The sequence below is a fragment of the Gilliamella sp. LMG 34361 genome (assembly GCF_984569075.1).
The window spans coordinates 1,878,124-1,903,608 of record NZ_OZ474903.1 but is presented as its reverse complement, the minus strand read 5'-3'; the positions used below and the strand labels follow the sequence as shown (position 1 = coordinate 1,903,608).

The 25,485-nt window shown below is 32.8% G+C and carries 22 protein-coding genes; 14 read left to right on the top strand and 8 right to left on the bottom strand.

What is annotated here, in order from left to right; translation table 11 throughout:
- Positions 1-10: 10 nt before the first annotated feature.
- Positions 11-1,339 carry a 6-phospho-alpha-glucosidase gene (locus AC5LXI_RS09095; RefSeq protein ID WP_493442032.1) on the bottom strand — a complete coding sequence of 443 codons (1,329 nt, stop codon included), beginning with the start codon at positions 1,337-1,339 and terminating at the stop codon, positions 11-13.
- Between the two features lie 257 nt (positions 1,340-1,596).
- On the opposite strand from AC5LXI_RS09095, the gene AC5LXI_RS09090 reads away from it, so the two are divergent.
- From AC5LXI_RS09090 to AC5LXI_RS09080, 3 genes are all read left to right on the top strand, one after another.
- Positions 1,597-2,313 (top strand): GntR family transcriptional regulator, encoded by a 717-nt coding sequence (locus AC5LXI_RS09090; protein WP_493442031.1) that lies wholly within the window; start codon positions 1,597-1,599, stop codon positions 2,311-2,313.
- Positions 2,314-2,544: 231 nt separating this feature from the next.
- On the top strand, positions 2,545-3,333 hold the full coding sequence (locus tag AC5LXI_RS09085) for an acid phosphatase (protein ID WP_493442030.1): 789 nt from the start codon (positions 2,545-2,547) through the stop codon (positions 3,331-3,333).
- A 219-nt stretch (positions 3,334-3,552) separates the two neighbouring features.
- A complete protein-coding gene (locus AC5LXI_RS09080) occupies positions 3,553-4,908 on the top strand; it encodes an FAD-binding oxidoreductase (RefSeq protein WP_493442029.1) in 1,356 nt (451 codons plus the stop codon).
- A gap of 226 nt (positions 4,909-5,134) precedes the next feature.
- Here the strand turns inward: AC5LXI_RS09080 and AC5LXI_RS09075 are convergent, their stop codons facing one another.
- Positions 5,135-6,016, bottom strand: coding sequence for a LysR family transcriptional regulator (locus AC5LXI_RS09075; RefSeq protein WP_493442028.1), 882 nt, complete (start codon positions 6,014-6,016; stop codon positions 5,135-5,137).
- A gap of 161 nt (positions 6,017-6,177) precedes the next feature.
- Here AC5LXI_RS09075 and AC5LXI_RS09070 point away from each other — a divergent pair, with 161 nt between their 5' ends.
- Complete coding sequence (locus tag AC5LXI_RS09070) at positions 6,178-7,140, top strand: aldo/keto reductase (RefSeq protein ID WP_493442027.1); 963 nt, start codon at positions 6,178-6,180, stop codon at positions 7,138-7,140.
- A gap of 66 nt (positions 7,141-7,206) precedes the next feature.
- On the opposite strand, the gene dsdA is transcribed toward AC5LXI_RS09070, so the two are convergent.
- Positions 7,207-8,538, bottom strand: a complete 1,332-nt coding sequence (gene dsdA, locus AC5LXI_RS09065; RefSeq protein ID WP_493442026.1) for a D-serine ammonia-lyase — start codon at positions 8,536-8,538, stop codon at positions 7,207-7,209.
- A gap of 20 nt (positions 8,539-8,558) precedes the next feature.
- Positions 8,559-9,896, bottom strand: coding sequence for a D-serine transporter DsdX (gene dsdX / locus AC5LXI_RS09060; RefSeq protein ID WP_198195327.1), 1,338 nt, complete (start codon positions 9,894-9,896; stop codon positions 8,559-8,561).
- A gap of 213 nt (positions 9,897-10,109) precedes the next feature.
- On the opposite strand from dsdX, the gene dsdC reads away from it, so the two are divergent.
- The 4 genes from dsdC (at position 10,110) to AC5LXI_RS09040 (ending at position 14,422) form a co-directional block, all read left to right on the top strand.
- Complete coding sequence (gene dsdC, locus AC5LXI_RS09055; protein ID WP_493442025.1) at positions 10,110-11,072, top strand: DNA-binding transcriptional regulator DsdC; 963 nt, start codon at positions 10,110-10,112, stop codon at positions 11,070-11,072.
- 162 nt (positions 11,073-11,234) lie between these two features.
- Complete coding sequence (locus AC5LXI_RS09050) at positions 11,235-12,059, top strand: MetQ/NlpA family ABC transporter substrate-binding protein (RefSeq protein ID WP_493442024.1); 825 nt, start codon at positions 11,235-11,237, stop codon at positions 12,057-12,059.
- A 294-nt stretch (positions 12,060-12,353) separates the two neighbouring features.
- Positions 12,354-13,292, top strand: a complete 939-nt coding sequence (locus AC5LXI_RS09045) for a hypothetical protein (RefSeq protein ID WP_493442023.1) — start codon at positions 12,354-12,356, stop codon at positions 13,290-13,292.
- A 230-nt stretch (positions 13,293-13,522) separates the two neighbouring features.
- Positions 13,523-14,422 (top strand): endonuclease/exonuclease/phosphatase family protein, encoded by a 900-nt coding sequence (locus AC5LXI_RS09040; protein WP_493442022.1) that lies wholly within the window; start codon positions 13,523-13,525, stop codon positions 14,420-14,422.
- A 132-nt stretch (positions 14,423-14,554) separates the two neighbouring features.
- Here AC5LXI_RS09040 and cmoB read toward each other — a convergent pair whose 3' ends face one another.
- Both cmoB and cmoA read right to left on the bottom strand, forming a co-directional pair.
- Positions 14,555-15,523, bottom strand: a complete 969-nt coding sequence (gene cmoB / locus AC5LXI_RS09035; RefSeq protein WP_493442021.1) for a tRNA 5-methoxyuridine(34)/uridine 5-oxyacetic acid(34) synthase CmoB — start codon at positions 15,521-15,523, stop codon at positions 14,555-14,557.
- A gap of 35 nt (positions 15,524-15,558) precedes the next feature.
- Positions 15,559-16,329, bottom strand: a complete 771-nt coding sequence (cmoA, locus tag AC5LXI_RS09030; protein ID WP_065578728.1) for a carboxy-S-adenosyl-L-methionine synthase CmoA — start codon at positions 16,327-16,329, stop codon at positions 15,559-15,561.
- 32 nt (positions 16,330-16,361) lie between these two features.
- Between cmoA and AC5LXI_RS09025 the strand changes: the two genes are divergently transcribed.
- Positions 16,362-17,516: a metallophosphoesterase gene (locus AC5LXI_RS09025; RefSeq protein ID WP_086362443.1), complete on the top strand. Its 1,155-nt coding sequence runs from the start codon at positions 16,362-16,364 to the stop codon at positions 17,514-17,516.
- A gap of 24 nt (positions 17,517-17,540) precedes the next feature.
- Positions 17,541-18,629: a ribonuclease D gene (gene rnd, locus AC5LXI_RS09020; RefSeq protein ID WP_086354301.1), complete on the top strand. Its 1,089-nt coding sequence runs from the start codon at positions 17,541-17,543 to the stop codon at positions 18,627-18,629.
- 71 nt (positions 18,630-18,700) lie between these two features.
- Here rnd and AC5LXI_RS09015 read toward each other — a convergent pair whose 3' ends face one another.
- Positions 18,701-19,393: a 5'-methylthioadenosine/adenosylhomocysteine nucleosidase gene (locus AC5LXI_RS09015; protein ID WP_086320290.1), complete on the bottom strand. Its 693-nt coding sequence runs from the start codon at positions 19,391-19,393 to the stop codon at positions 18,701-18,703.
- A gap of 99 nt (positions 19,394-19,492) precedes the next feature.
- On the opposite strand from AC5LXI_RS09015, the gene AC5LXI_RS09010 reads away from it, so the two are divergent.
- Both AC5LXI_RS09010 and AC5LXI_RS09005 read left to right on the top strand, forming a co-directional pair.
- A complete protein-coding gene (locus AC5LXI_RS09010; RefSeq protein WP_493442020.1) occupies positions 19,493-20,263 on the top strand; it encodes an SDR family oxidoreductase in 771 nt (256 codons plus the stop codon).
- 28 nt (positions 20,264-20,291) lie between these two features.
- Positions 20,292-21,161, top strand: coding sequence for a co-chaperone YbbN (locus AC5LXI_RS09005; RefSeq protein ID WP_065612978.1), 870 nt, complete (start codon positions 20,292-20,294; stop codon positions 21,159-21,161).
- Between the two features lie 202 nt (positions 21,162-21,363).
- Here the strand turns inward: AC5LXI_RS09005 and map are convergent, their stop codons facing one another.
- Positions 21,364-22,152 (bottom strand): type I methionyl aminopeptidase, encoded by a 789-nt coding sequence (map, locus tag AC5LXI_RS09000; protein WP_065578734.1) that lies wholly within the window; start codon positions 22,150-22,152, stop codon positions 21,364-21,366.
- Between the two features lie 214 nt (positions 22,153-22,366).
- On the opposite strand from map, the gene rlmC reads away from it, so the two are divergent.
- Together rlmC and gshA are read left to right on the top strand one after the other, a co-directional pair.
- Entirely contained in the window at positions 22,367-23,509 is a 1,143-nt protein-coding gene (gene rlmC, locus AC5LXI_RS08995; protein ID WP_493442019.1) for a 23S rRNA (uracil(747)-C(5))-methyltransferase RlmC, read from the top strand.
- 413 nt (positions 23,510-23,922) lie between these two features.
- Positions 23,923-25,485 carry a glutamate--cysteine ligase gene (gshA, locus tag AC5LXI_RS08990; RefSeq protein WP_493442018.1) on the top strand — a complete coding sequence of 521 codons (1,563 nt, stop codon included), beginning with the start codon at positions 23,923-23,925 and terminating at the stop codon, positions 25,483-25,485.

Below are 25,485 nucleotides of genomic sequence, written 5' to 3'. Positions count from 1 at the left end.
GTTAAATTAATTATTTAAAAAATTGCGGTAGATATTGCTTATTTTCGTTTAATATCTCTTCAACGATTATTTTTGCTTTAGGGACATTAACCACGGTTCTGTTAAGGGTTAATGCATTGATAAGTTTTTGTTTCGAACCTTCAAACCAAGCGTCAACGACCAGTTTTTCATAGCCTAATTGAATTTCAATCATGGCTTTTTGGAAGGTTGGAATATTCCCGATGGTAAATGCTTTAGGACCATCGGAAGTGAGCATACAAGGAATTTCAACCATGGCGTCATCTTGAATATTATTAATGGCTCCATTATTAGGCACAATGACCAGATAAATATCGCCTTTGTTGTAGGCTAAGGATGCAGCTACGCGGATCATATAACGACCATGAATATCAGCATGAAGATCTTCACCTTTAATTGAATTGTTTTCGATGATGCGACGGCACATTGCAAATACCTGTTTTTCTCGGCCATTAATCACCTGACGAGCACGAGTATTATTGATATCCTCTTTGCTAACCATTTTTTCCGGGTAGAGATAATATTGTAGATAGGTATTTGGTAGGAATTCTGGATTATCCCTTAACATAATTTCCATATTTTTAAAGGTCGCTTGCCAAGAAGGATCATTGGCAATAACCGAATCAACTGCGGTAATTCCATCTTTTAAGATAATATCTTTTATCTTTTGAGTAAGATCTTCACCTTGTTTATTTTTTATTTTGGTAAACCAACCATAGTGATTAAGACCAAAATATTCCGGTACAAAATCCCAAATTTCACAGCCAAGTAATTTTGCATAACTTACCATGATGGCTGCTGGCATATCACAAATATTTAAAATTCGCTTGTCATCCGGAAATTCCCGATTTAAAGCTTCGGCAACGATAGCAGCAGGGTTAGTGTAATTTAAGATCCAAGCCTCTTTTTGATAGCATCGAATATCACGAATAAGATCTATCATATCTCCAATAGATCGTAAACCATAAGCCATACCACCTGCGCCACAGGTCTCTTGACCGACACATTGATGCGAAAGGGGGATTTGCTCATCACGTTCCCGCATTTTCAAACCACCGGTTCGAATTTGCATAAAAAAGAAATCTGAATTTTCAAAGGCTACTTTTCTGTCTGTGGTATAGATAAATTCTTCAATTTCCGGATAAAGTTCCTTAAACATTATTTCAGTTGCTTTAGCATTTAATTCTTGACGTGGTGCGTCAATATCATAAAAAACAACTCGTCTCAAAGGAAAGTTGTTTTTTTCGGTAACGAGGCTTCTCATAATACCTAAAGTATAAGTGCTACCAGCTCCAACAACGGTTAAATTAATCTTTTTCATATTATTTCCTAATGGTAGTGTTGAATAAAAATATAAGTGACGGTAAATATGTTATCAATAAGTATTAAATAAAATAATACTTATTTAATACAAATGTGAAAAAGATCACAAAATATTTTTGACATTGTTAAGATTAATAAAGTTAACATCATTAGGAACTTTATGTTTTTATGTAATTTAACAAGAAATTCATCATCTGATGATATTTCACAAATTAGATGATAAGATGATACAAATTTATTCTGCTGAGATATTAAATGGCGAAACCACTCTACCGACAAATAGCTGAGACTTTTGAACAAAAAATTTATTCTGGGGAATTAGATTTAGAAGATGTTTTACCTACAGAACAAGCTTTACAAGAATTGTATAAAGTAAGTCGTGTCACTATACGTAAAGCGCTTGAGCAATTGGAAAATCAAGGATTAGTTGAAAGGATTAAAGGTAGTGGAACTTATGTAAAATATCACTCTGCTAAACATGATGCTATTAAATTACAAGGATTTGACGAGAATATTACGGCATTAGGACGAATTGCGGGTACAAAAGTAATACATTTTCAGTTAGAACAAGCCTTACCAACTATTGCGAAACAATTGAAAATAGACGTTGGAACATCAATATTTTCAATAGTAAGAATTAGAACTATTGATAATGAACCCGAAATTTTAGAGCAAAGTTATATGCCGCTCTCACTTTTCCCTGATCTAAGTGTTAAGGTCATGGAGTCATCAAAATATCATTATGTTGAGCAACAGAAAGGATATCAAATTTCTCATAGCAGGCAAGATGTTAAACCAGTCTTAGCAACAGCTATTGTTGCTAAACATTTAAATATAGATACAAATCATCCAATATTACGCCTTCGTTCAATTAGTGAGTTAAAAACTAGTGAAACTTTTGAATATAGTATTCAGTATTTAAGAGGATTTCAATATCGATTCGAATATATAGCACGAAGGGGGTTAGGTTAATTCTTAATTGAAAAATATTAATAACCACTTAAAATTGTTTTAAACAAAAATAAATAAAATACTATTATCTGTAGTAATAAATAGTACTAATTTTTATAATATTTCTACAGTTCCCATAAACTATTTATAGTTTTGTATCTTTTTAAAATAGTCACTTTTTTATTAGTTAAATTTTTCTAAGTTCTCCAAAGTTAACTCGTTTAATCATTAATCAGATAATAGGAGTAAATAATGGCTAAAAATAAAAAGACTAAAAAACACACACTTTTAGTTTTTACACTATATTGCTCTTTGTTTTCTTCATCGTTATTTGCTTTCCAAAAAGGTTCAACAGAGGATTTTTTAGGCCATGAAGTGGGGATTACTTATCATACGTCCGAGCAAGCGGTGAGTAGTAAAGAGTATTTACCTGTTTATCCAGAAGAAGGGACACCTGAATTTGAAGCAGATAAAATAGCTTATTTACATGGTTATAACCTTAAAGGTACAGAGCGTTGGCAACAAGCGATACAGGATGCTGATTTACATATTGCAAATGTGGCTAAAATTTTTTCTCAACCGCTCGGTATCACAATTTCGCCAGAGACTACGCCTACTTTGTATAAAATGTTTGGCGATCTATTAGTCGATTCAGCAGATAATGCTACTAAAACTGCCAAAGAATTTTATATGAGAAAACGTCCATTTGTCTATTTTGGTAATCATTCTTGTCAACCGATTGATGAAGAAGATCGATTACGTCAAAATGGATCTTTCCCATCAGGTCATACCGCTTATGGTTGGACATTAGCATTAGTTTTAGCTCAAATTGCTCCTTCACATGCCGAAGCAATAATAAAACGTGGTTATGAGTTTGGTCAAAGTAGAGTTATTTGTGGTGCTCATTGGCAGACAGATGTTAACGCTGGTCGTATAGTCGGTGCTGTAGAATACTCAAAATTACAAACTATTGCAAAATTTCAAGAAGACCTTCGCAAAGCTACCGAAGAAGTTAATCAACAATATAGTTTATTAAAATAAGTAGTCTATCTCCCCTGAGTGTATAAAGAATCTAGTTTATAATGGGCTTAGGGGAGAGCTATTACGAATTTTAAAAGTTATCTAACTCTATATTTTTCAATAAAATAATGGAACTATTAATTTATACTAGGTAAGACAATCATTCTAGCTATATTTGATTTGCGATTAGTATTTAAAATGTAAAAAATAAATTTATTGATATCTGTACTTGGTTTTTTATTGCCATTGACAGTCATGGCAGTAGAAGTCAATGATGTAACTGGAATGACACCAGTTCAAGTTGCTGCAGTTGTGCAACCAGAATCTACTCAACAAGTTGTTGATATAGTTAAAAAGGCTACCGGACCAATTAGTATCGCTGGTGGTAAATATAGTATGGGAGGACAAACAGCAATCCAGGGGGCGGTGCAAATTGATACTCGCAAATTAAATCATGTCATTGATTTTAAACCTGAACAAAAGTTGCTAACTATCGAGACCGGTGCCACATGGCATCAAGTTCAAGAGCTTATAGACCCTTATGATTTATCTGTAAAAATAATGCAAAGTTATGCTAATTTTAGTATTGGTGGATCATTAAGTGTTAATGTTCATGGCCGTTATATAGGTGAAGGACCTATAATTCTTTCGGTAAAACAATTCAAAATTGTGTTAGCTGATGGCAAAGTAGTAATAGCTAGTCCTGAGCAAAATCAAGATATATTCTATGGTGCTATTGGTGGTTATGGTGGCTTAGGTATAATCACCGAAGTGACTTTACAACTTGCAGATAATGTTAAAGTCAAACGTTTTAGTAAAGCTATGCCAATAGCAAACTATTATGAATATTTCAAACAGAATATACGTTCTGATAGCAAATCAATCTTCCATAACGCTGTAATTTATCCACCAGATTATAAAAGAGTGAGATCGGTCACTTATAAACAGACTGAAGAACCATTAACGATTTTAGAACGATTGAGATCTGATGATAAAAAGAACCAAAATTTGGAAAAACCAATCAAAATTGTATCCTCATCGTCTATTGGTAAAAATTTACGAAAATTATTTGATGATTTTTATTATATAAAAAAACCAGTAATGTGGCGTAATTATGAGGCTAGTTATGATGTCTCGTATTTACAACCGATAGCGACTAAAAATAAAAGCTTTGTTTTGCAAGAATATTTTATACCGGTTGAACAATTTGATCACTTTTATCCAAAATTAGTCACTATTTTGAAAAAAAATAAAGTTAATGTTATTAATATTTCTATTCGTCATGCCAATCAAGATAGTGGTTCATTACTGGCTTGGGCAAAATCGGAAGTATTTGCTTTCGTGATCTATTATCAGCAAGATACTGATGAACTGAGCAAACAACATGTTGGTAATTGGACAAGAGAATTAATAGATGCAGTTCTGGAAAATCACGGCAGCTACTATCTACCTTATCAACTACATGCAATAACAGAACAATTTCAAAGAGCATATCCACAAGCTGAGCAATTTTTTAAACTTAAAGCTCTTTTAGATCCACACAATAAATTCAGTAATATGTTATTGAAACGCTACCATATTCAAACCGTTCAATGACATAGTAGCAAGATAATTAGTTATTTTTTGTTAAATAACTAATTATTTAAGCTGATATTAGATAATATCAATAAAGTTCAATACATTGTTTAATATTAAAAGATTTTATTTTTAAACTTATGTGAGCTTCATTTTAATGTACTATATAACGAATATTAAACAAAAAATTGTTTGTATATTTTAATATTAATTTTCCTGTCATTTTTATCAACCATTTGAAAATAAACTAGTTTTTTAATGCTTCTAATACTAGTCTAAATACATTTGAATGCCCCTTGCGACTTGGATAATAAATATAAAAAGGTTCATATGTAATTGAATATTCAGGTAATAATTCTATAAGTTGTCCTGAAGCTAATTCATTTTTTACATCTGGATAACCAATCCAACTAATACCTAAACCATCAAGAGTCGCTTGTTTTCTTAAATGATTATTGATTGTGAAGTGAGAAACAGGGTGATATTGTATAATATTTCCTTTATCGGAAAACTCCCATATCGATTCCATTCCATATTGGGTTGAAACTTTTTTGCCAATTAATAAATGTTGATCTAAATCATTAATCTGTTTTGGTTTTGTTCTCTGATGCAAATAATTCGGACTAGCCACTAAAGTCATACGCAAAGGGTCTGATATTTTTACTGCTATCATCTCTTTCGCCAAATCATTACCAATTCGACAACCCATATCGAAACCTTGTTTAACAATATCAACTAAGTTATTGTCACATTGAATTTCAATTTTAATTTGTGGGTAGCGTAGTGAAAATTGGCTTAATTTAGGGTATATAAAATTTTCAATAGCAATATTCGATGCATTAATTCTAATGGTACCCGATGGAGTATCAAGGTAATCACCAAGAGCGGCAACTTCTTCATTGATTTGTCGGTATAAAGGGGATATTTGTTTATAAAGTTGTTCTCCTGCCTCTGTTAATGAAAGGCTTCTAGTCGTACGATTAAATAGCCGTAAACTCAAACGTGTTTCTAAGTTTCGCATGCTATGACTTAGTGCAGATGACGAAACACCTAAAGATTTGGCTGCACCAACAAAGCTTTTTGCTTTAGCTATAGTAATAAAATAACTTAGTTCATTATAGTTATACATAGGATATAAATAGACAATTAATGAATTTAATTCATGATACTATAAATGAACAACACGTTTATCTCAATAAAAGTTAACGATAAAATACTCATAACTAAGATTGAATTTTTAACAATTTATTAATTTAATCAATCTATTATTAGCTAGTTAGGAGAGAGAGTATGGATTATATAAAATTAGGTAATTCTGATATTGAAGTCTCACGATTTTGTTTAGGGTGTATGAGTTTTGGCGATCCTGCCAGTAAAATGCATGATTGGACACTTAATCCAGAACAAAGTGAAACAATCATTAAACATGCCTTAGATCTAGGAATTAACTTTATTGATACAGCAAATACATACTCTAGTGGTACTAGTGAAGAATATGTAGGAAGAGCGATTAAACGAAATATAGCTCGAGACAAAGTAATACTGGCTACTAAAGTCTATTTTAATGAAGGGCATTTATCTAAAACAGCAATTGAACGAGAAATTGAAGGATCCCTGAGACGATTAGGTACCGATTATGTTGATTTATATATTATCCATCGTTTCGATTACAGTACACCGATTGAGGAAACCATGGCTGCGTTACACCATTTAGTTCAGAGTGGTAAAGTACGAGCATTAGGTGCTTCTGCGATGTATGGTTATCAATTTTATAATATGCAATTAGTCGCTAAACAAAATGGTTGGACGCCGTTTGTTTCGATGCAGAATCACTATAATTTATTATATCGTGAAGATGAAAGAGAATTGATTCCTGTCTGTAAGCAATTCAATGTTTCATTAACTCCTTATAGCCCTTTAGCTGCAGGTAGACTTTCCCGATTAGAATGGCAGACCAATACTCTACGTAGTAAGACTGATAAAACTGCAGTTGCTAAATACGATAGTACGCAACAAATCGACATGAATATAGTGAAAAGGGTTAATGAAATTGCGCAAAAATATGCAGTAACCATGACGCAAGTTGCTCTGGCATGGCAATTTGCCAAAGGTGTAGCTTCGCCGATCATTGGGGCAACCAAAACGCAATATTTGGATGATGCGGTAGGCGCATTAAAGCTTTCATTAACTAAGGATGATATTGCTTATCTTGAAGAACTTTACTTGCCTCATCGTATTGTCGGCGCACTTTAATTAGGCACAAAGTATAAGATTAAATTTACTGACAAATATCATTGAGATATTTGTCAGTAACAGTCACTAAATTTTTCCTGAATTTAAATATTTTTGCATCTCTTCTTTCGGTACCATTCCACCGCCAGTTGCCCATACTAAATGAGTTGCATTTTGTAATTGCTGAGGAGTGAATTGCATACGTTCTAAATATTCCGAGTTGTTAGTTACAACTACCGGACCTTGCATACCGGCAAGGGCAGACGGTTCAAGTTGAATGTGCTCAGTTTTATCCAGTAGTACTAACAAATCATACATTTCCTGATCCGACAAGGTATAATATCCATCTAACAGGCGTTCCATAGCTCGTCCAACAAATCCAGAAGCACGACCAACAGCCAATCCATCTGCGGCGGTAATATTATCAATTCCGATGTCTTGTACCGAAATTTTGTCGTGTAGACCAGTATAAACCCCTAGTAACATACACGGTGAATGTGTTGGTTCTGCAAAAATGCAGTGTACATTATCACCGAATGCCATTTTTAAACCAAAAGCAACACCGCCAGGTCCACCACCTACACCACATGGTAAATAGACAAAAAGTGGATGATCTTTATCAACTTTAATTCCTTGTTCATTGAATTGTTGCTTTAAGCGTTCACCGGCGACTGAATATCCTAAAAATAGGGTAGTAGAATTTTCATCATCGATAAAGAAACATTTTGGATCAGACTCTGCCGCTTTACGGCCTTGTTGAACCGCAACACCATAATCTTGCTCATACTCAACAACATTAACACCATGATCACGTAATTTCTGTTTTTTCCATTCTCGAGCATCAGCAGACATATGTACGCTAACTTTAAATCCGAGTTTAGCACTCATTATGCCAATTGATAAACCAAGGTTACCTGTTGAACCTACAGCAATACTATACTGACTAAAAAACTGTTTAAATTTATCAGAATATAATTTGCTGTAATCATCTTGTTCTGATAATAGTCCATTTTCAATGGCTAGTTTTTCAGCGTGAGTTAAGACTTCATAAATACCACCTCGAGCTTTAATTGAGCCAGAAATTGGTAAATGACTATCTTTTTTCAAATAAAGCTTACCTGCGATATCAACATTATATCTGGCGTCAAGGGCATTTTTCATATTAGTAATTTCAACTAACTGTGATTCAATAAAACCCTTGGTTATAGCTGTTTCAGGGAAAGCTAATGATAAATATGGTGCGAAACGTTTTAATCGTTCACTCGCTTTTTTTATATCCGTTTGATCTAGTCCAACGTAAGGAAGACCGATTGCTAAAGTAGTGGTATTAGGGTTAAACCAACAGCTTGGTTGAAGTTTAATTAAATTTTCTACTAACGGTTTATCGGCAATAAGTGTTTTTATCTCTATTTGATTCATATTCGCTCCTTGAAAGATATCTAAATAAAATTAGATAATAAAAAAGTACCCATTAATGCAACTACTGAAGCAATGAATGTTGCGGTGGTATAGTATTTCAAAATTTCACTCATTGTCGCTCCACAATATTGCTTAACAAGCCAAAATAATGAATCGGTAACTATTGTACAACCAATAGCACCCGAACCTATAGCCAATGTAATGATTTCAGGACTGATATTAGGATAAAGAGCTAGCATCGGTGATACGATTGCTGTGGCGCCCATCATTGCAACTGTCGCTGAACCTACTGCAGCATGCAAAATTATTGCTACTAACCACGCCAATAAAATTGGATGCATATCTAAATGGGATAAAATACTTGCTAAACTATCGCTCAAGCCACTCGCTTTTAAAATACCATTAAATGCACCGCCAGCACCGATAATTAATAAAATATTGGCAATTGATGAAAAGCAATCTTCAGTTTTATTGAGTAGGTCAGACATTTTCATATCACGTCTTAGACCTAGCATATAATAGGCAACAAATGCTGCTATAAACATAGCGGTAATAGGATTGCCGATAAATTCTAAAACAGTATAAATTGAAGTGTTTTTATCCATGTTCAACTCAGCAGTTGTTTTTATCAGCATGAGAAAAATCGGTAATAATACTGTAAACAATGTTGCACCTAATGAAGGCAGTTCTTCTTCCGTTCTTACTTTTAGATCTGAAAATTGTTCCGGTACAGCTTTAAATGGAATTCTATTTTTGATAATTCTTAAAAAAATAGGACCTCCAGATAATGATGCGATTATTCCAATAATTAATCCATATAAAATAACGCTACCAATATCAGCACCTAAAGCATTAGTGACATATAATGCAGCTGGATGAGGAGGAACAATACAATGAACGGCCATTAATGCTGTACATAATGGAATCGCTAACATTAATAACGAAGTTTTGGTTTTTTTAGCAATTGAAAATGCTAATGGTATTAAAAGTACAACGCCGACCTCAACAAATAACGTTATACCACAAATCATACCAATCAATACCATAATAACATCTGGTGATAAAAAGCGGCATTTTTGTAAGGTAATACCGATGCGTTCAGCTGCACCTGATATTTCCATCATTTTTCCTAGAATGGTACCTAAACCAATTACTGCTGCTAAAAAGCCAAGTGTACCACCAATACCATCTTCGATTGAGGAAATCATTGCCAATGGCTTCATTCCCATTAATGCACCTACGTAAAAACTGGATAATAATAAGGCTAAAAATGGATGAAGTTTAAATTTGATAATACTTATTACAATTAATAAAATACTCGTTATTAAAACACCTAAAACCCAAATCTGTGAATCCATAATGTTTTCCTATTATAATTAAAGTAAAAATTATCTTGTATTAGATTTTATGGAGAGATAACTGACAAATGATTATAAATCATGTTCACATGAATAAGATTCGGTTGAATAAGTGTCAGGCTGTAAGAAAGTAACAATCATTAATTTAATTAATTGTATTTGATTTAACATTTTTAGTTAAATGTTAAGAAAATAGGTAAGGAAGGATGTACAATGTTTGATGATGATCGTTTTATTACCACTAACCGATTGATATCAGGATATCAATTAGCTAAATTCCACACTTTTGAAGCAGTTGCACGATATAATTCCTTTATGCGCGCAGCGGAAGAGTTATGTATTACTCCAAGTGCCGTTAGCCATCAAATTAATAAGCTTGAAGAAGAATTAAATTTTAAGTTATTTAACCGGTTTCATCGCCGTATTGAGTTGACCCCTGATGGTGAAAATTTATTTAATATTTTAAAAAAGTCTTTGTCGATATTAAATAAAGAAATCCTTGAAATAAAGAGTCAGGAATTAATCGGGCCGTTGACCATTTATTCTCGTCCTTCCTTTGCGCAAGGCTGGCTTGTTCCAAGAATATCAGAATTTAACAAGAAACATCCTTATATTATCTTGAATATATTAACAGGTAATGAAATAATCAATTTTGATCGTCATCGTATTGATTTAGCCATTTATTTTGATGATTTAGAGTATAACGACTTGGATGTTTATCATTTAATGAATGAAACGATTGTACCTGTGTGTAGCCCTCAATATGCGGAATATCATCAACTTACTGAAAATATTGAAAATCTAAAAAATTGCTTAATAATACATGATAATCAAGCTTGGGGATATGATACCAACTTCGACGAATGGCAATCTTGGGTGAAGCATTTTAATATTGATCTAGATTTTGAAGCTTTACCTACAATGTTATTTGATCGATCTGATTTAGCTATCCTCGCGGCGATTAATCATTCAGGTATTGCCATGGGAAGAAAACATATTATCAATAAATATGTTGAATCAAAGGAGTTAGTTACTCCCTTTCCAAATATGACGTTAACATGCAAACAACGTTACTATGTTGTTTCTGCTTCCAAGGGAAGAAATCCAAAAGTTAAAGCTTTTGTAAGATGGTTAAAAGAAAATTTGGCTGAGCAGTCGGTTGAAAGTGTTATCTAAAATTTAGTTAAAACTAAAGATTAATTGTATATATCTAATATGAATATAGATATAATTTTTTCGTATTATCCTAATAGTTAATCACTATCTATAATGTTATCTCTAAATAATAGAATCAGTTGTTCAATTAGATTAATTTACTGATTGAAATAGGGAGTGATAATGAAAAAATATATTTGCATAATTATGCTGTTGGGTTTGACTTTAATTGGTTGTGACAATAAATCAGAATCAGCCCAAAAAAGTCAACAAGATAAAAAAGAGATTGTAGTTGGTTTGCCACCAAGTATGCACAATATAATGATGGAAAAAGTTGTTAAGCCCGCTTTAGAACAAAAAGGTTATAAAGTTAAATTGGTAAATTTCAGTTCTCTTAGAGATTCAAATACCGCTTTAGTAGAAGGAAGTATCGATCTTAATGCAGCACAGCATCAAGCTTATCTTGATGTATATAATAAAGAAACTAAAAGTGATCTTGTATCTTTAGTCCACATTCCTTCTATTTCTGCTGCGCTTTTTTCTCAAAAACATCACTCAATAAACGAGATCGCTAATGGTCAGACAATCCTTATTCCAAATGATCCCTCAAACAAGGCCCGTTCATTACAATTATTACAAAGTTTAAATTGGATCACCTTAAAACCTGAAAGCCAAGCTGGTACTTTAGATATAAATGATATCGCCGAAAATAAATATAATTTAAAGTTTAAATCAATATTATCTGAACTAATCCCCAGAGCACTTGATGAAATTGATTATGCCATCATGCCTGGTGGAATAGCATGGTTAAGTAATATTCCTGCTGATGATGTTTTAGTTCAAGAAAAGTTAACTCCAAACCTTGAATTGATGGTTGTAGTTAAGAATGAAAATTTAAATACTAAATGGGCGCACGAAGTTAAACAACTTTATCAATCAGATGAACTTAGAAAATTCATCAATGAAGATCCTGAAGCTAAAGGGCGTTTCATTTGGCCTCAACAATAATTTCAACATTCTACAAATATCTCAATATCTATTGGGATATTTTATGTATATTTTATAAATCTACATAAAACTATCAATATAAAATCAATAGCTCTAAACTGTTCAATAAATCTAATTAAAGGTAAATATCCATTTTTACATCATTAAATAAATGTAAAAATCTTCTCTTCAAAGGAACAAAATATAATAAAAGGCATAAATTCTAATAATTAAATTTATGCCTTCTACTTTAACTATATCCATTTCTTATGATAGAATTTATACACTTTAATATATATTGAATAAATGAATGTGATGAAAAGATTTAAATATTCTATGCTATTAGTCTGTAGTATTTCTTTGGTTGGTTGTTTCGAATCAAGCACCCATGAAGATACTATAAGTCGTCAGATAGATAATCCAACCGACAAGGAAATAAAAATATCAATTGATGGTAATGAGTTAGTTATTCCGGCCAAATCAAGCGTCAATCATACCTTTGAATATGGTAAACATCAGTTAACTTATAATGGTCAATCATTAAACTTCATAGTTAAACCTACGAAATCATATAATGATGGGTTTATCAATCCGACCCAATCTAACTATTATATGTATGAAGCCTATTATTCTACTAAGGGTCAAACAAGAAAAAACGAAATGATCAAAAACGTTAAGACTTTCCAAGTGACTATCAATGGCGAGCCGTGGGATATAGAACTTCCAGTTAAAATTATTAATGATGTATTTATTGAAAGATATTATGGTAAATATGGTGTAGCATGGAGTTATGGTATAAATGATAAATTGCCAGAACAAATAAGCTTTGAAAAAAGTACTTCTTCAGCTCCAATAAGGTATAAATTATTTCGTGAAGCTGATTTCATTGAATATCTAGCTAAAACTGACGAAGAACTCAAAACATTACAATTTCCAAATCAACCAAAAAAATATGCTGATTTAACAAAACATATTGTTCCCAATATCAATATAGCTGATATTAAATGTGATGAGGGACGAGAATTTGTGAAACAACATCTAGCTGATTGGAACAACCTTTTTACCTTAAAGGGAGAAGAGTTTACTAAATTACATAATCAAATAATCTCCACGGATACTTACAAAAAAAGAAATAATAGTGATAACAAATGCACTGAAGAAAACGACCCAAATCATACTTATAGGTTAGCGATTAGAGAAGTTGACTTAGCATTTAGAGATGTCGAACAAGTAAATCTGTTTATTAATGAATAACTGATCATATATTGATTGATAAATAATATATTATATGAGGCACCTAATTGAACAATTAGGTGCTTTTTTGATGAGTAAAAAATATTCTTAGATAAAAACTTTCCGAGTTGACAGAGCATAATTTTCGAATGATTTTATTGATATATCTCACATAAAATAGAAAAAAACTTTTGGTTAAGTATGAAACGATATAGTATTAATCTGATATTAATAATAGAAAGGAATATCTTATGAATAAAACTAAGTTGAAAATTGTCGCATTGATTAGTGGGATTATCCTTAGTACATCTAGCGCTTTAGCCTCACTTGATGATGCTAAACAACTAAAAATCATTAGTTATAATGTTTATAATGGTATGAAGTTAGATGAGAGTGAAGGTAAACAGAAATATATTGATTGGGCAAAAGCACAAGATGCCGATATTATTGCTTGGCAAGAGATGAATTTTTTTACTCGTGAAAAACTTGAAAAATTTGCCGCTAGTTATGGACATAAATATGCGGTACTTTTAAAAGAATCACCGGAAGATGCTGCTTTTTTCCCTGTAGCTATTACCTCTAAATATCCAATAGTTAATGTTAATAAAGTAGTTGATAATTTGTGGCATGGGGCACTCTATGCAGATATCGGAAATTATCATTTTGTCGTTACACATATGAATCCATTTTGGACTGCTAAACGAATTGATGAGATTAATTTAATTATCGATTCAATCAAATATAGTCGTGATCCTAAAGGAAAATGGATAATTGCCGGGGATTTGAACTCATTTTCGCCAGCAGATAAATCTGACTATGATAAAAGTACCCTTTTAGAGGATATTAAAGAAAAGCAAAAGAAAAGACCAATTTTAGAAAATCTGGTTGATGGTAAACTAAGTTATACTGTACAACAAAATCTTCTGGATGCTGGTTTTATTGATGCATTAAAAATTAAACATAAAGAATTTGTGGCAACTGCACCAACTAAATTATTTTATGATCAAGCATCAGTTCCATTACGCTATGATTATATCTATGTTTCACCACCACTTAAAAATAATGTCATTGATGTTCAAGTAATAAAAGATGATTTTACGGATAAATATTCCGATCATTATCCTGTCCAGATGATCATAAAGAATGATTAATATTAATCGAACTTATTTATATAAAAGATATTGATAGATTAAACGGGCAAAAGCCCGTTTTTTTATTGTGTTTATCTATTTTAAAAGGGGAGAAAAATAACCGTTACTTTTAATCCAAACGAGATTAAAAAATTATTTTCTTGCAACAAATACTGCTCGCATTGGCGCAGGATAACCTTCTACTGTTTTGGATAAATCGTTAGGATCTAAAAATTCCGCTAATGAATCGGATTCCATCCATTCTGTTTTGCGTTGTTCATCCAAACTGGTTTTGGATATATCAACCATTTTTATATCTTTAAAACCACATTTATGTAACCAATTTATCATGGTTGGTACTGATGGAATAAAATAGACATTTCGCATTTGAGCATAACGTTCACCAGGCATTAATGCTTGATGTTCGGTTCCCTCAATAACCAATGTTTCGAGTACTAATTCACCACCATCAACTAATTGATCTTTCAATTGATAAAGATGATCAAGCGGTGAGCGACGATGATATAACACTCCCATTGAAAAAACCGTATCAAATGCGTTCAATTTTGGTAATTCCTCAATGCCTAATGGAAGTAAGTGAGCTCGCTGGTCATTGCCTAATAGTTTTCTTATTGCTTCAAATTGGCATAGATAAAGCGCCATAGGGTCAATACCAACAGCAAGTTTAGCTCCTGCACCAATCATACGCCATAAATGATAACCGCTATTGCAGCCAACATCGAGAACTATTTTACCTTCTAAATTATCGATATGATTAATCAATCTTTGCCATTTCCAGTCGGAACGCCATTCAGTATCAATATCAACGCCATAAAGATGAAAAGGGCCTTTACGCCATGGCATCATGGTTTTTAATAATTGTGTGATACGTTGCTGTTCGCCAGAAGATAATGGTTGCTCTGTTTTTGCGGTTACGCTATGTAATAGATCAACTTGAAAAGGGCTAATTGCAGGCAAGTGTTTTATACTATTTATCCATTGACTAAAACGGTTATCTAAATTTTGTTTTTGCCAATTAGCCAATTGTGCTGGTAAAACTTCAAGCCAATTTTTAAGCTTACTTTTTGCGATAATTTGGTAAAAATCACCAAAATCAATCATTCTGTTTTCCTTTATAATTGAATTAAATCTAGAGGTTATTTGATAGCAATAATCGAGCCAAAATTAAAACATTGAAACCAAGTATCAACATGCTCAAATCCTGCTGTCATCAGACGTTGTTTATGGGTAGCAACGGTGTCTGTAAGCATAACATTTTCTAGCATATTACGTTTTTGGCTTATTTCCAGTTCACTATAGCCATTGGCTCTTTTGAAATCATGATGCATATTAAATAATAATTCGTCGACAGTCTCATCACTAAAACTAAACTTTTCCGATAAGACTAATATGCCATTTGGTCGCAAAGCTTGATAAATATTACTTAAAACCCGTTGTCGATTTTCTGGAGTTAAAAATTGCAAGGTAAAATTAAGAACTACCATTGATGCATTTTGCATATTTATATTACAAATATCTTCACATATTACATCGACAGGTGTATTTGATTTATAGGCATCAATATGCTTTTTACATCGTTCTACCATAGGTAATGAATTATCAATAGCAATAATGTGACAATTTTCGTGTTTGATATTACGACGAATAGCGAGCGTGGCAGCACCCAACGAGCAGCCTAAATCATAAATCATAGAGTTAGGTTGTACAAATCGGTCAGCCAGCATACCAATCATTGATATTATATTCGAATAACCGGGTACCGATCGTTGTACCATATCTGGGAAAACTTCGGCAACTTTTTCGTCAAAAGTCCAATCACCTAATTTATCGATCGGGGTTGCAAATAGCTGGTCTTTTTTGGTATCCATAAAAGTTATTGGTACTATAGAATCTAATTCTGTTATCATACCATTTTTTGCGTTCGATTGTTCGAGTAATTATGACTTTTGTTGATTTTACAGCCATTTTCGCAACGATTATTATCAGTATTTCGGTTACTTTTTTATTAGGTAAACGCTGGCAGTTTTGGTTTAACCTTCACTTAACCGGTTATGGTCGAATTATTTATTGGCTGACTATTGGTTTGGCCGGTGCATCATTAATCCTTGCTAGAGTATTAAATGATATTTTAACCTCGGGATTACATTTGTTCCTGTTAACGATTGCCGGTTTGATGATCTGTAGCGTTTTTATAACACTCATTTTTGAAATTGTTTATCGGGTTAGCAAAAAGCAAATTAAGCCTAATCTTTGGCATAAAATCAGTTTTATTATTGCGGTTGTGGCTTTGTTTTGTTTTGGCCATGAAATGGCGATAAATCCTAAAATAGTTGATTATCAGGTTGTAATTAATAAATCAGCCAATGTTGATCATCTAAGAATTGTGCAACTTTCTGACATTCATATTAATGAGCATACCTCTGCAAGTATGATTCAAAACATGATTGACAAGGTAAATAGCTTAAAGGCTGATTTTATCGTGATAACTGGCGATACATTAGATAAACGATTAAAACCTTTCGTTGAAAATGGATTTATTGAACAGTTCCAGCAATTAAAGTCCAAATACGGTAATTATATTATTTTTGGCAATCATGAATATTTAGGTACCCATGATAATAATAATCGTGAAGAAGATATTATTAATGCATTTAAACGAGCGAATTTAAAAGTATTGAAAGATGATATTGTTTATCTTGATGAGGTTGGCATCACATTGATAGGGCGTGATGACTTTTCATCATATAAGTACGATGTTAAGCGCGCCTCATTATCCGATTTAATTATGTTTTCTGATACGGATAGACCAATAATTTTATTAGATCACCAACCTCGAGATATTAAAGATGTTGCAGAACAACAAGTAGATTTAATGTTATCTGGACATACTCATGGTGGTCAAATCTTTCCTATCAATATATTGGTGGCGATGATGTACAAAAATGCTAATGGTATTTATCACGATGCTGATCATCATTTCACCAGTATAGTCAATAGCGGTTACGGATTTGGTGGCCCACCAATTCGATTAATGACTCGCTCTGAAATTGTTGTAATCGATGTATCTTTTGTCAACAAAACTACCATTCAATAGATTATCTTAAATAGGAAGCGTATTTTGAATTATCAATTTATTATTAGTAATGATGAATTATCCAATTATTGTCAAAAGATCAAGAATAGTAGTGCTATAGCATTGGATACTGAATTTGTACGAACTAGGACATTTTATCCTCATTTAGGGCTGTTACAGGTTTTTGATGGTCAACATGCTGCGCTAATTGATCCGCTTAATATTAACGATTGGCAGGAATTCTTAGCGATTTTAACCAATCCTAATATTGAAAAATATTTTCATTCCTGTAGCGAAGATATTGAAGTGTTTCTTCATGCATTTAATTGTGTTCCTTCTCCAGTAATAGATAGCCAAATTTTAGCTTCTTTTTTGGATAATCCCATCAGTAGTGGTTATGCAAGTTTAGTCAATAAATATCTTGGCGTTGAGTTAGATAAAAGTGAAACACGGACTGATTGGTTAAAACGTCCTTTGACTGAAAAACAGTGTGATTATGCTATTAATGATGTTTTATATCTGTTTCCATTAATGGATAATTTAAAATCTCAGCTTACATCGATTGATTATTTAGCGGCTGCTTATCAAGAATGTCGAAATGCAATTGCGCGTAAATGTGAAATATTTGATCCTCAAAAGGCTTACTTAAATATTAAAAATAGCTGGCAATTGAAAGGGGATAGTTTAGGGCAATTAGCTAAACTTGCTTGCTGGCGCTATCAATTTGCTAAAAATCACGACATAGCGTTGAATTTTGTAGTGCACGAAGAGATTTTATGGAAAATTGCGCGTTATCAACCAACCTCCTTAGCAGAACTTGATAAATTGGGTATGAAAGGTAAAGATATTCGTGCATATGGTCAAACAATTTTGGATATATTGCTTCAACCTATACCTATTATTCCGACAATTCAACGTATTAATAGTTATCCAAATTATAAAAACATTGCTGATTTATTGAAACAAATCGCTGAAAAAATAGCATCACAAACAGGGCTTAACAGCGAATTAATACTTTCAAGACGATTAATCAATCAGTATGTAAAATGGCAAAATGATAGGAAAGGTGAAATTCCAGAAATTCTGTCAGGATGGCGTAAACCATTATTTGAACAATATGACCTGCCTAATTGATTAAATCATAATGGAAGAATGACAAAATTTTAGTTAAATGGTGTCAAATTACATTGACACCAATCTCTATATTAAGCTAGTTCACTTAGCATCGATTCAACAATTTTTGATGATTGGGCTGCAGCAAGTTTTAAAAATGATTGAAAATCAACTGCCGATTCATCATCTCCATTATCAGAAATTGCTCTCACCACCACAAAAGGTACTTTAAATAACCAACAAACATGGCCAATAGCGGCAGCTTCCATTTCAACGGCGATTGCATCAGGAAAAGTTTGCTTGATCCGTTCTAAATTGCTTTTACCATTGATAAAGGCATCACCACTGCCAATTGAGCCATCAACAGCATTGACCCCATGTTTCTTTATACATTGTTTAGCTAATGATTGATAATTAACATCAGCAGCAAATGAAACAGGGCAACCTGACATTTGACCTGGTTTATATCCAAAGGCGGTTAAATCAACATCATGATAAAATACATCTTTTGATACAATAATATCACCGATATTCAGTTCCGTTGACAGCCCACCCGCTGAACCGGTATTAATGACTGCATCAACTTGATAATTATTTAATAATAATGTTGTTCCTGATGCTGCAGCAACTTTACCTATGCCTGATTGTAATAATACAATTTCACAATTTGCTATTTTACCAATATGAAAATCACATCCTAAATGACGCTCTAATTGATAATCGGTAATTTTACTCTTTAGTATGGCTACTTCTTCTTCCATAGCAGCGATAATAGCAATTTTCATATGGTCCTCTTGGCTTATTAGCCGTATATTTATTTTAAATGTGCTATCATAATTGCTGTAAGTTAACTTGACAATAAATGAATATAACGGAGATAAAATTTGCGTACGATTTTTATAACGGGGTGTTCAAGCGGTATAGGATTGATTTCAGCTATCGCTCTGAAAAAACGAGGTTATCGTGTCATTGCATCATGCCGCAAAATAGCAGACCAACAAAAATTAATTGAGCAAGGTTTTGAAACCGTTTTATTAGACTTAGACGATGCCGATTCAATTAATCAAGCTGCGCAACAAGTATTAACCTTGTGTGAAGGTAAATTATATGCGTTATTTAACAATGCTGGATTTGGCGTCTATGGCCGTTTAAACACCATCAGTCGATCACAATTAGAATCACAGTTTTCTACTAACTTTTTTGGTGTTCATCAATTAACCCAATTATTATTACCGGCAATGATTGAACAAAATGAAGGTAGAATAATTCAAACTAGCTCAATTGTTGGCATAGTCGCAACACCGGGTAGAGGCGCATATTCTGCCAGCAAATACGCTTTAGAAGCATGGTCTGATGTACTGCGTTTAGAGTTAGCTAACACCAATATTAAAGTTTGTTTAATCGAACCTGGTCCATTGAAAACCTATTTTTCAAATAATGTAAATCAGACCGAAAAAGAAAAAATAGTAAAAAATCCACCCATTGCTAAACGCTTTACGTTAGCTCCTGAAGCGATATTACCATATCTGTATCATGCATTAGAGCATAACAAACCGAAAATACGTTACAGGGTAACAAAAGTAACTAAATTGGCGGCAATAGCTAAACGTTTGCTTCCAGATAGATTAATGGATAAAATTTTACAAAATAAATAATCAGTTAAACTTATTTATAGGATAGATTATGTCAAATCAATTTATTTTTGATGTTAATGAACAGAATATTCAAGAAATTATTGAAAAATCAACTAGTAGCCCTGTGTTATTCTATTTTTGGTCACCAAGAAGTCCTAACTATCAAGAAATGACAGATACGTTAACCAAATTAGCAACACAACATCAAGGACAATTCATTCTTGCTAGCGTAAATTGTGATGAACAACAAATGTTAGCAGCACAATTTGGGCTTAGAGCAATTCCAACCGTTTATATGTTTCAAAATGGTCAACCTGTTGATGGTTTTCAAGGCCCACAAAATGAAGAAACCATCAAAACCTTTTTAGATAAAATTTTACCTAATGAAGATGAATTGAAACTTATTGAAGCGCAACAATTTTTTAATGAAGGCCAATATGCGCAAGCATTACCTTTATTAAAACAAGCTTGGACTGTACTTAAAGATCATTTAGGTAAACCAAGATCAGATATTGCGTTAATGTTAGCGAAAAGCCAAATTGAACAAAAACAACTAGCAGAAGCTAAGGATGTTTTGGCAACTATTCCATTACAAGATCAGGATTCAGCTTACCACGGTTTACAAGCCGAAATTGAGTTACTCGAACAAGCAGCAAATTCACCTGAATTACAGCAATTACAAGCTGAATTAGCTAAACAGCCAGATAATGTTGAGTTAATGATTCAACTTTCATCGCAACTAATGCAAGTTGGTCGGCACGAAGAAGCATTAGAACTGTTGTTTAAACCTTTAACAAAAGATCTGAATGCTGGTGAAGGGCAGGTGAAGAAAACTTTACTAGATCTATTAGCAGCTTTAGGAACCAATAACGCACTTGCTAGTAGCTATCGCCGTAAGCTTTATACGCTATTATATTAAAATGGCTAAAACCAAGAAAGCTTAAAGAATTTTGGACGCTTTTTTATGATTCACTAGATGAACGGGTATAACAACCTAGGAATATATATCACAGTAAAGTTAATGAATCAAAAAATCGCGGCAAATTTGAATTCTAGATAGTTAGATTAAGTTATATAAAATGAAGAGATTCAACAATAGAGCATTGTTGAATCTTTTTTATTTAGTGTTCGATAACGCGAGGAAAGTTTTCATTACTACGAAGGGTTAGAACTTCCACACCATTATCTGTAACTAAGATCGTGTGTTCATATTGGGCTGACAATCCATGATCTTTGGTTTTAACTGTCCAACCATCTTTCATGGTACGAGTACGCCAATCTCCAGTATTTACCATCGGTTCAATAGTAAAAGTCATACCTGGTTTCAGGATCACACCGCCATCATCAGCATCATAATGTAAAACTTGTGGCTCATCATGATATACTTCACCTATACCATGACCACAATATTCACGAACAGAAGAAAAGCCAAATTTATCAACATATTTTTGAATTGCTTTACCGATTTCTTTTAATCTGATCCCCGGTTTAATGATTTTAATGGCTTCGTATAAACTCTCTTGTGTGACTTGACATAGTTTTTCTCCGGCAACAGTTGGTTTTCCTGCAATGTACATTTTTGAGGTATCACCATGAAAACCATCTTTAATTACGGTCACATCAATATTAAGAATATCACCATCTTTTAACTTTTTATCAAAACTTGGAATACCATGACATACTACATCATTAATTGAAATGCAGCTGGTATGCTGAAAACCATGATAACCAATGTTGGCAGGAATAGCCTTTTGCACATTAACAATGTGTTCATAACAGATCTGATCCAGTTCACCAGTGCTAATACCAGGTTTTACATAAGGTTCAATCATTTCTAAAACTTCTGCTGCTAATTTACCAGCAATACGCATTTTTTCGATTTCAGCGGGGGTTTTTAACTTAATAGACATTAATGGGTTCCTATAATTTGTATGGCAATATCCTATCATATACCGCTATTTCGTCAAATCATAGCTATTGATAAATCAAGTATAATGATTAAATTTTAGATTTTTGTTAAAAAATTTTGAGGAAAGGGGTTTTTGGACATAAAAAAAGAAAACTAATACAGCTTAAAACCATTTAATTATATAATAATGTATTATAAAAAAAGGTTTTCATAAAATGCAATGTAGTTATTATCAAGAAAATAAATGTTTGTCTTGTCATAAAATAAATCAACCATATAAATCTCAACTAAATGAAAAGCAAAACCAATTAATTGAAACTTTAGCAAAGTTTAATCCTAAAGAAGTTAAAGATCCATTTGCTAGCCCTGAGCAAGGTTTTCGCAATAAAGCTAAAATGGCGGTGCTAGGCACGGTTGAAAAACCCATATTAGGTATACAAAATGATAATCAGATCATTGATCTGTGTGATTGTCCGCTTTATAGCGTTAATATGCAAAGTATCCTAAAAATGGTTCGTACCTATATTCGTAAACAGGGACTGGTTCCTTATAATATTAATAAGCGAAAAGGGGAGTTAAAATTTGTCATTATTACCGAAAGTGTTATCGATGATAAAAGCCACTTTATGCTACGGTTTGTATTAAAATCACATAAATTTTTCGAGAAGATAAGCAATAGTTTGCACAATTTAATCGATAAGATAAATAATCTACAAGTCGTATCGATTAATATTCAACCTAATCATGCCGCCATATTAGAGGGTAACGAAGAGTTAATTTTAACGGATAATCCTTTTCTAGAATTTAGGTTAAATCACATACCACTTTATATAAAATCAAAAAGCTTCTTTCAAACAAATAGCTATATTGCTGAAAAATTATATAAAACGGCTAGTGATTGGGTGGCGAATTTAGATGTAAATTCTATTTGGGATCTCTTTTGTGGTGTGGGAGGATTTGGTTTGCATTGTGTTCGTCATGCCAATAACGATAATATTCAATTAACAGGAATTGAAATTAGTGCTGATGCTATTGAATGCGCATCAAAATCTGCTAAACAGCTAGGTTATGACAAACTTAATTTTGAATCATTAGATGCTACTAAATATGCAACACATCAAAACCAGATACCTGATTTAGTCTTACTTAATCCACCAAGGCGAGGGGCAGGTAGAGTACTGATCGAATATCTTGAAAATATACAACCTAAGTATATTTTATATTCAAGTTGTAATTTGTCATCATTAGCACAAGATCTACAATTTTTGACTCATTACCAAATGATCAAAGTGCAATTGTTTGATATGTTCCCTCATACATCTCATATGGAAGTGTTAGTTTTGTTAGAAAAAATCTGATAAATCATTACACCAATATAGGCTAGTTTTTATTATGAATACTAATAAATCTAGCCTAACCAATTTTGTGAATCTTTTTGTTCTTACCTTTTATTTTTAGCGTATAAAGATTTCTTATCCTGATTCTATTCAATTTTTATAATTACCTCAGTTGATGAAGACTATGTAGCTAATCAGAAAAGGGAGCAAGTTAATAAATAATATAATTTACTCGTAAAAGCAGAATTTATAAATTAACCATTATTTATTAAATAGATAATGGTTTTATTACTTATAATTTTCTACTAATAATAATTATTTTGTATATAAATAGCTTACTTTTTTCTTTCTATTAGTTAGAAAACGGGCTATCTAAACCATTAAACTATGCTAAAATTGGACCAATTTGAACTGAATTTAGGAAATATAAAATTATGATTCCTGATGTTTCTAAAGCACTCAGTTGGTTAGAAAAGCACTACACTATTTTACAAGGTATTCAACGTGGTCTTGAGCGTGAAACATTACGTATTTTGCCTGATGGATCACTATCTAAAACCCCTTTTCCTCAAAAAATTGGGGCTGCATTAACCCACCCATGGATCACTACCGATTTTGCCGAGTCCTTATTGGAGTTCATCACACCAGTTAATACCAATATCGATTATATGTTAACTTTTTTACGTGATTTACATCGTTATTCTAGTGTGAATATTGCTGATGAATTAATGTGGCCATTAAGTATGCCATGTTTTGTTGCTAAAGAAGACGATATTATCTTAGCTCAGTATGGAACATCTAACGAAGGACGTTTTAAAACTGTTTATCGTGAAGGTTTGAAAAACCGTTATGGCGCTATGATGCAAACTATTTCTGGCGTTCATTATAATTTTTCATTGCCAATGGCATTTTGGCAAGCAAGGGATGGCGTGAAGAACAGTGAAGAAGGGAAAGCGATTATCTCAGAAGGTTATTTTACCTTAATTCGTAACTATTACCGTTTTGGTTGGGTTATTCCTTATTTGTTTGGTGCATCGCCATCAATGTGCTCGTCATTTATTCAAGATCCAGAAAAAGCAAAAGCGTTCATCGAACAAACTAATGGTAACTGTTATTTACCTTATGCTACCTCACTAAGAATGAGTGATATTGGTTATACCAATAATGCCCAGAAACAATTAGGGATCACCTTTAATCATCTAGATACCTATGTTGAGGGTTTAAAACGGGCTACCAAGACAAAATCAGCCGAATTTAGCAAATTAGGCATTAAGGTTGATGGTCATTATCGACAGTTGAATGATAATGTATTACAAATTGAAAATGAATTTTACGCACCAATTCGGCCAAAACGAGTTCCAAGATCAGGGGAATCGCCATCCGATGCTTTACTACGTGGTGGCATAGAATATATAGAAGTTCGAGCTCTTGATGTTAATCCATTTTCACCAATTGGTATTACCGAGGAACAAATTCGATTTATTGACCTATTTTTAATCTGGTGTGCTTTAGCCCCTGCTCCTGAAATGAGTAGTGCAGAGCTTGAATGTGCAAAATTAAATTGGAATAGAGTGATTATTGAAGGCCGTAAACCAGGATTAGAAATTGGATTAGGCTGTGATAGCTATCGACAACCGTTAGCTAAAGTAGGGCATGAACTTTTCAAAGATTTACTTCGAGTCGCCGATGTACTTGATCATCAAGACCACAAACAACAATATCGAAAAGTTTGTGAACGGCTTGATCTGATGTTTGATCAACCGGAATTGACATTATCGGCGAGAACGTTAGCCGCGATTAGTGATTTGGGCACAGCCAAATTTGGTTTAGCTTTAGCTACTCAATATAAAAAACAACTAAGTTCAGAACCTTTATCAGTTCTAACTGAAGATGATTTTAATCAACAACGAATGTTATCAATTGAAAAACAAAAGAAAATAGAACAAAATGACACTATGTCATTTGATGAATATCTAAAAGAAAAAATGAACAGCTAA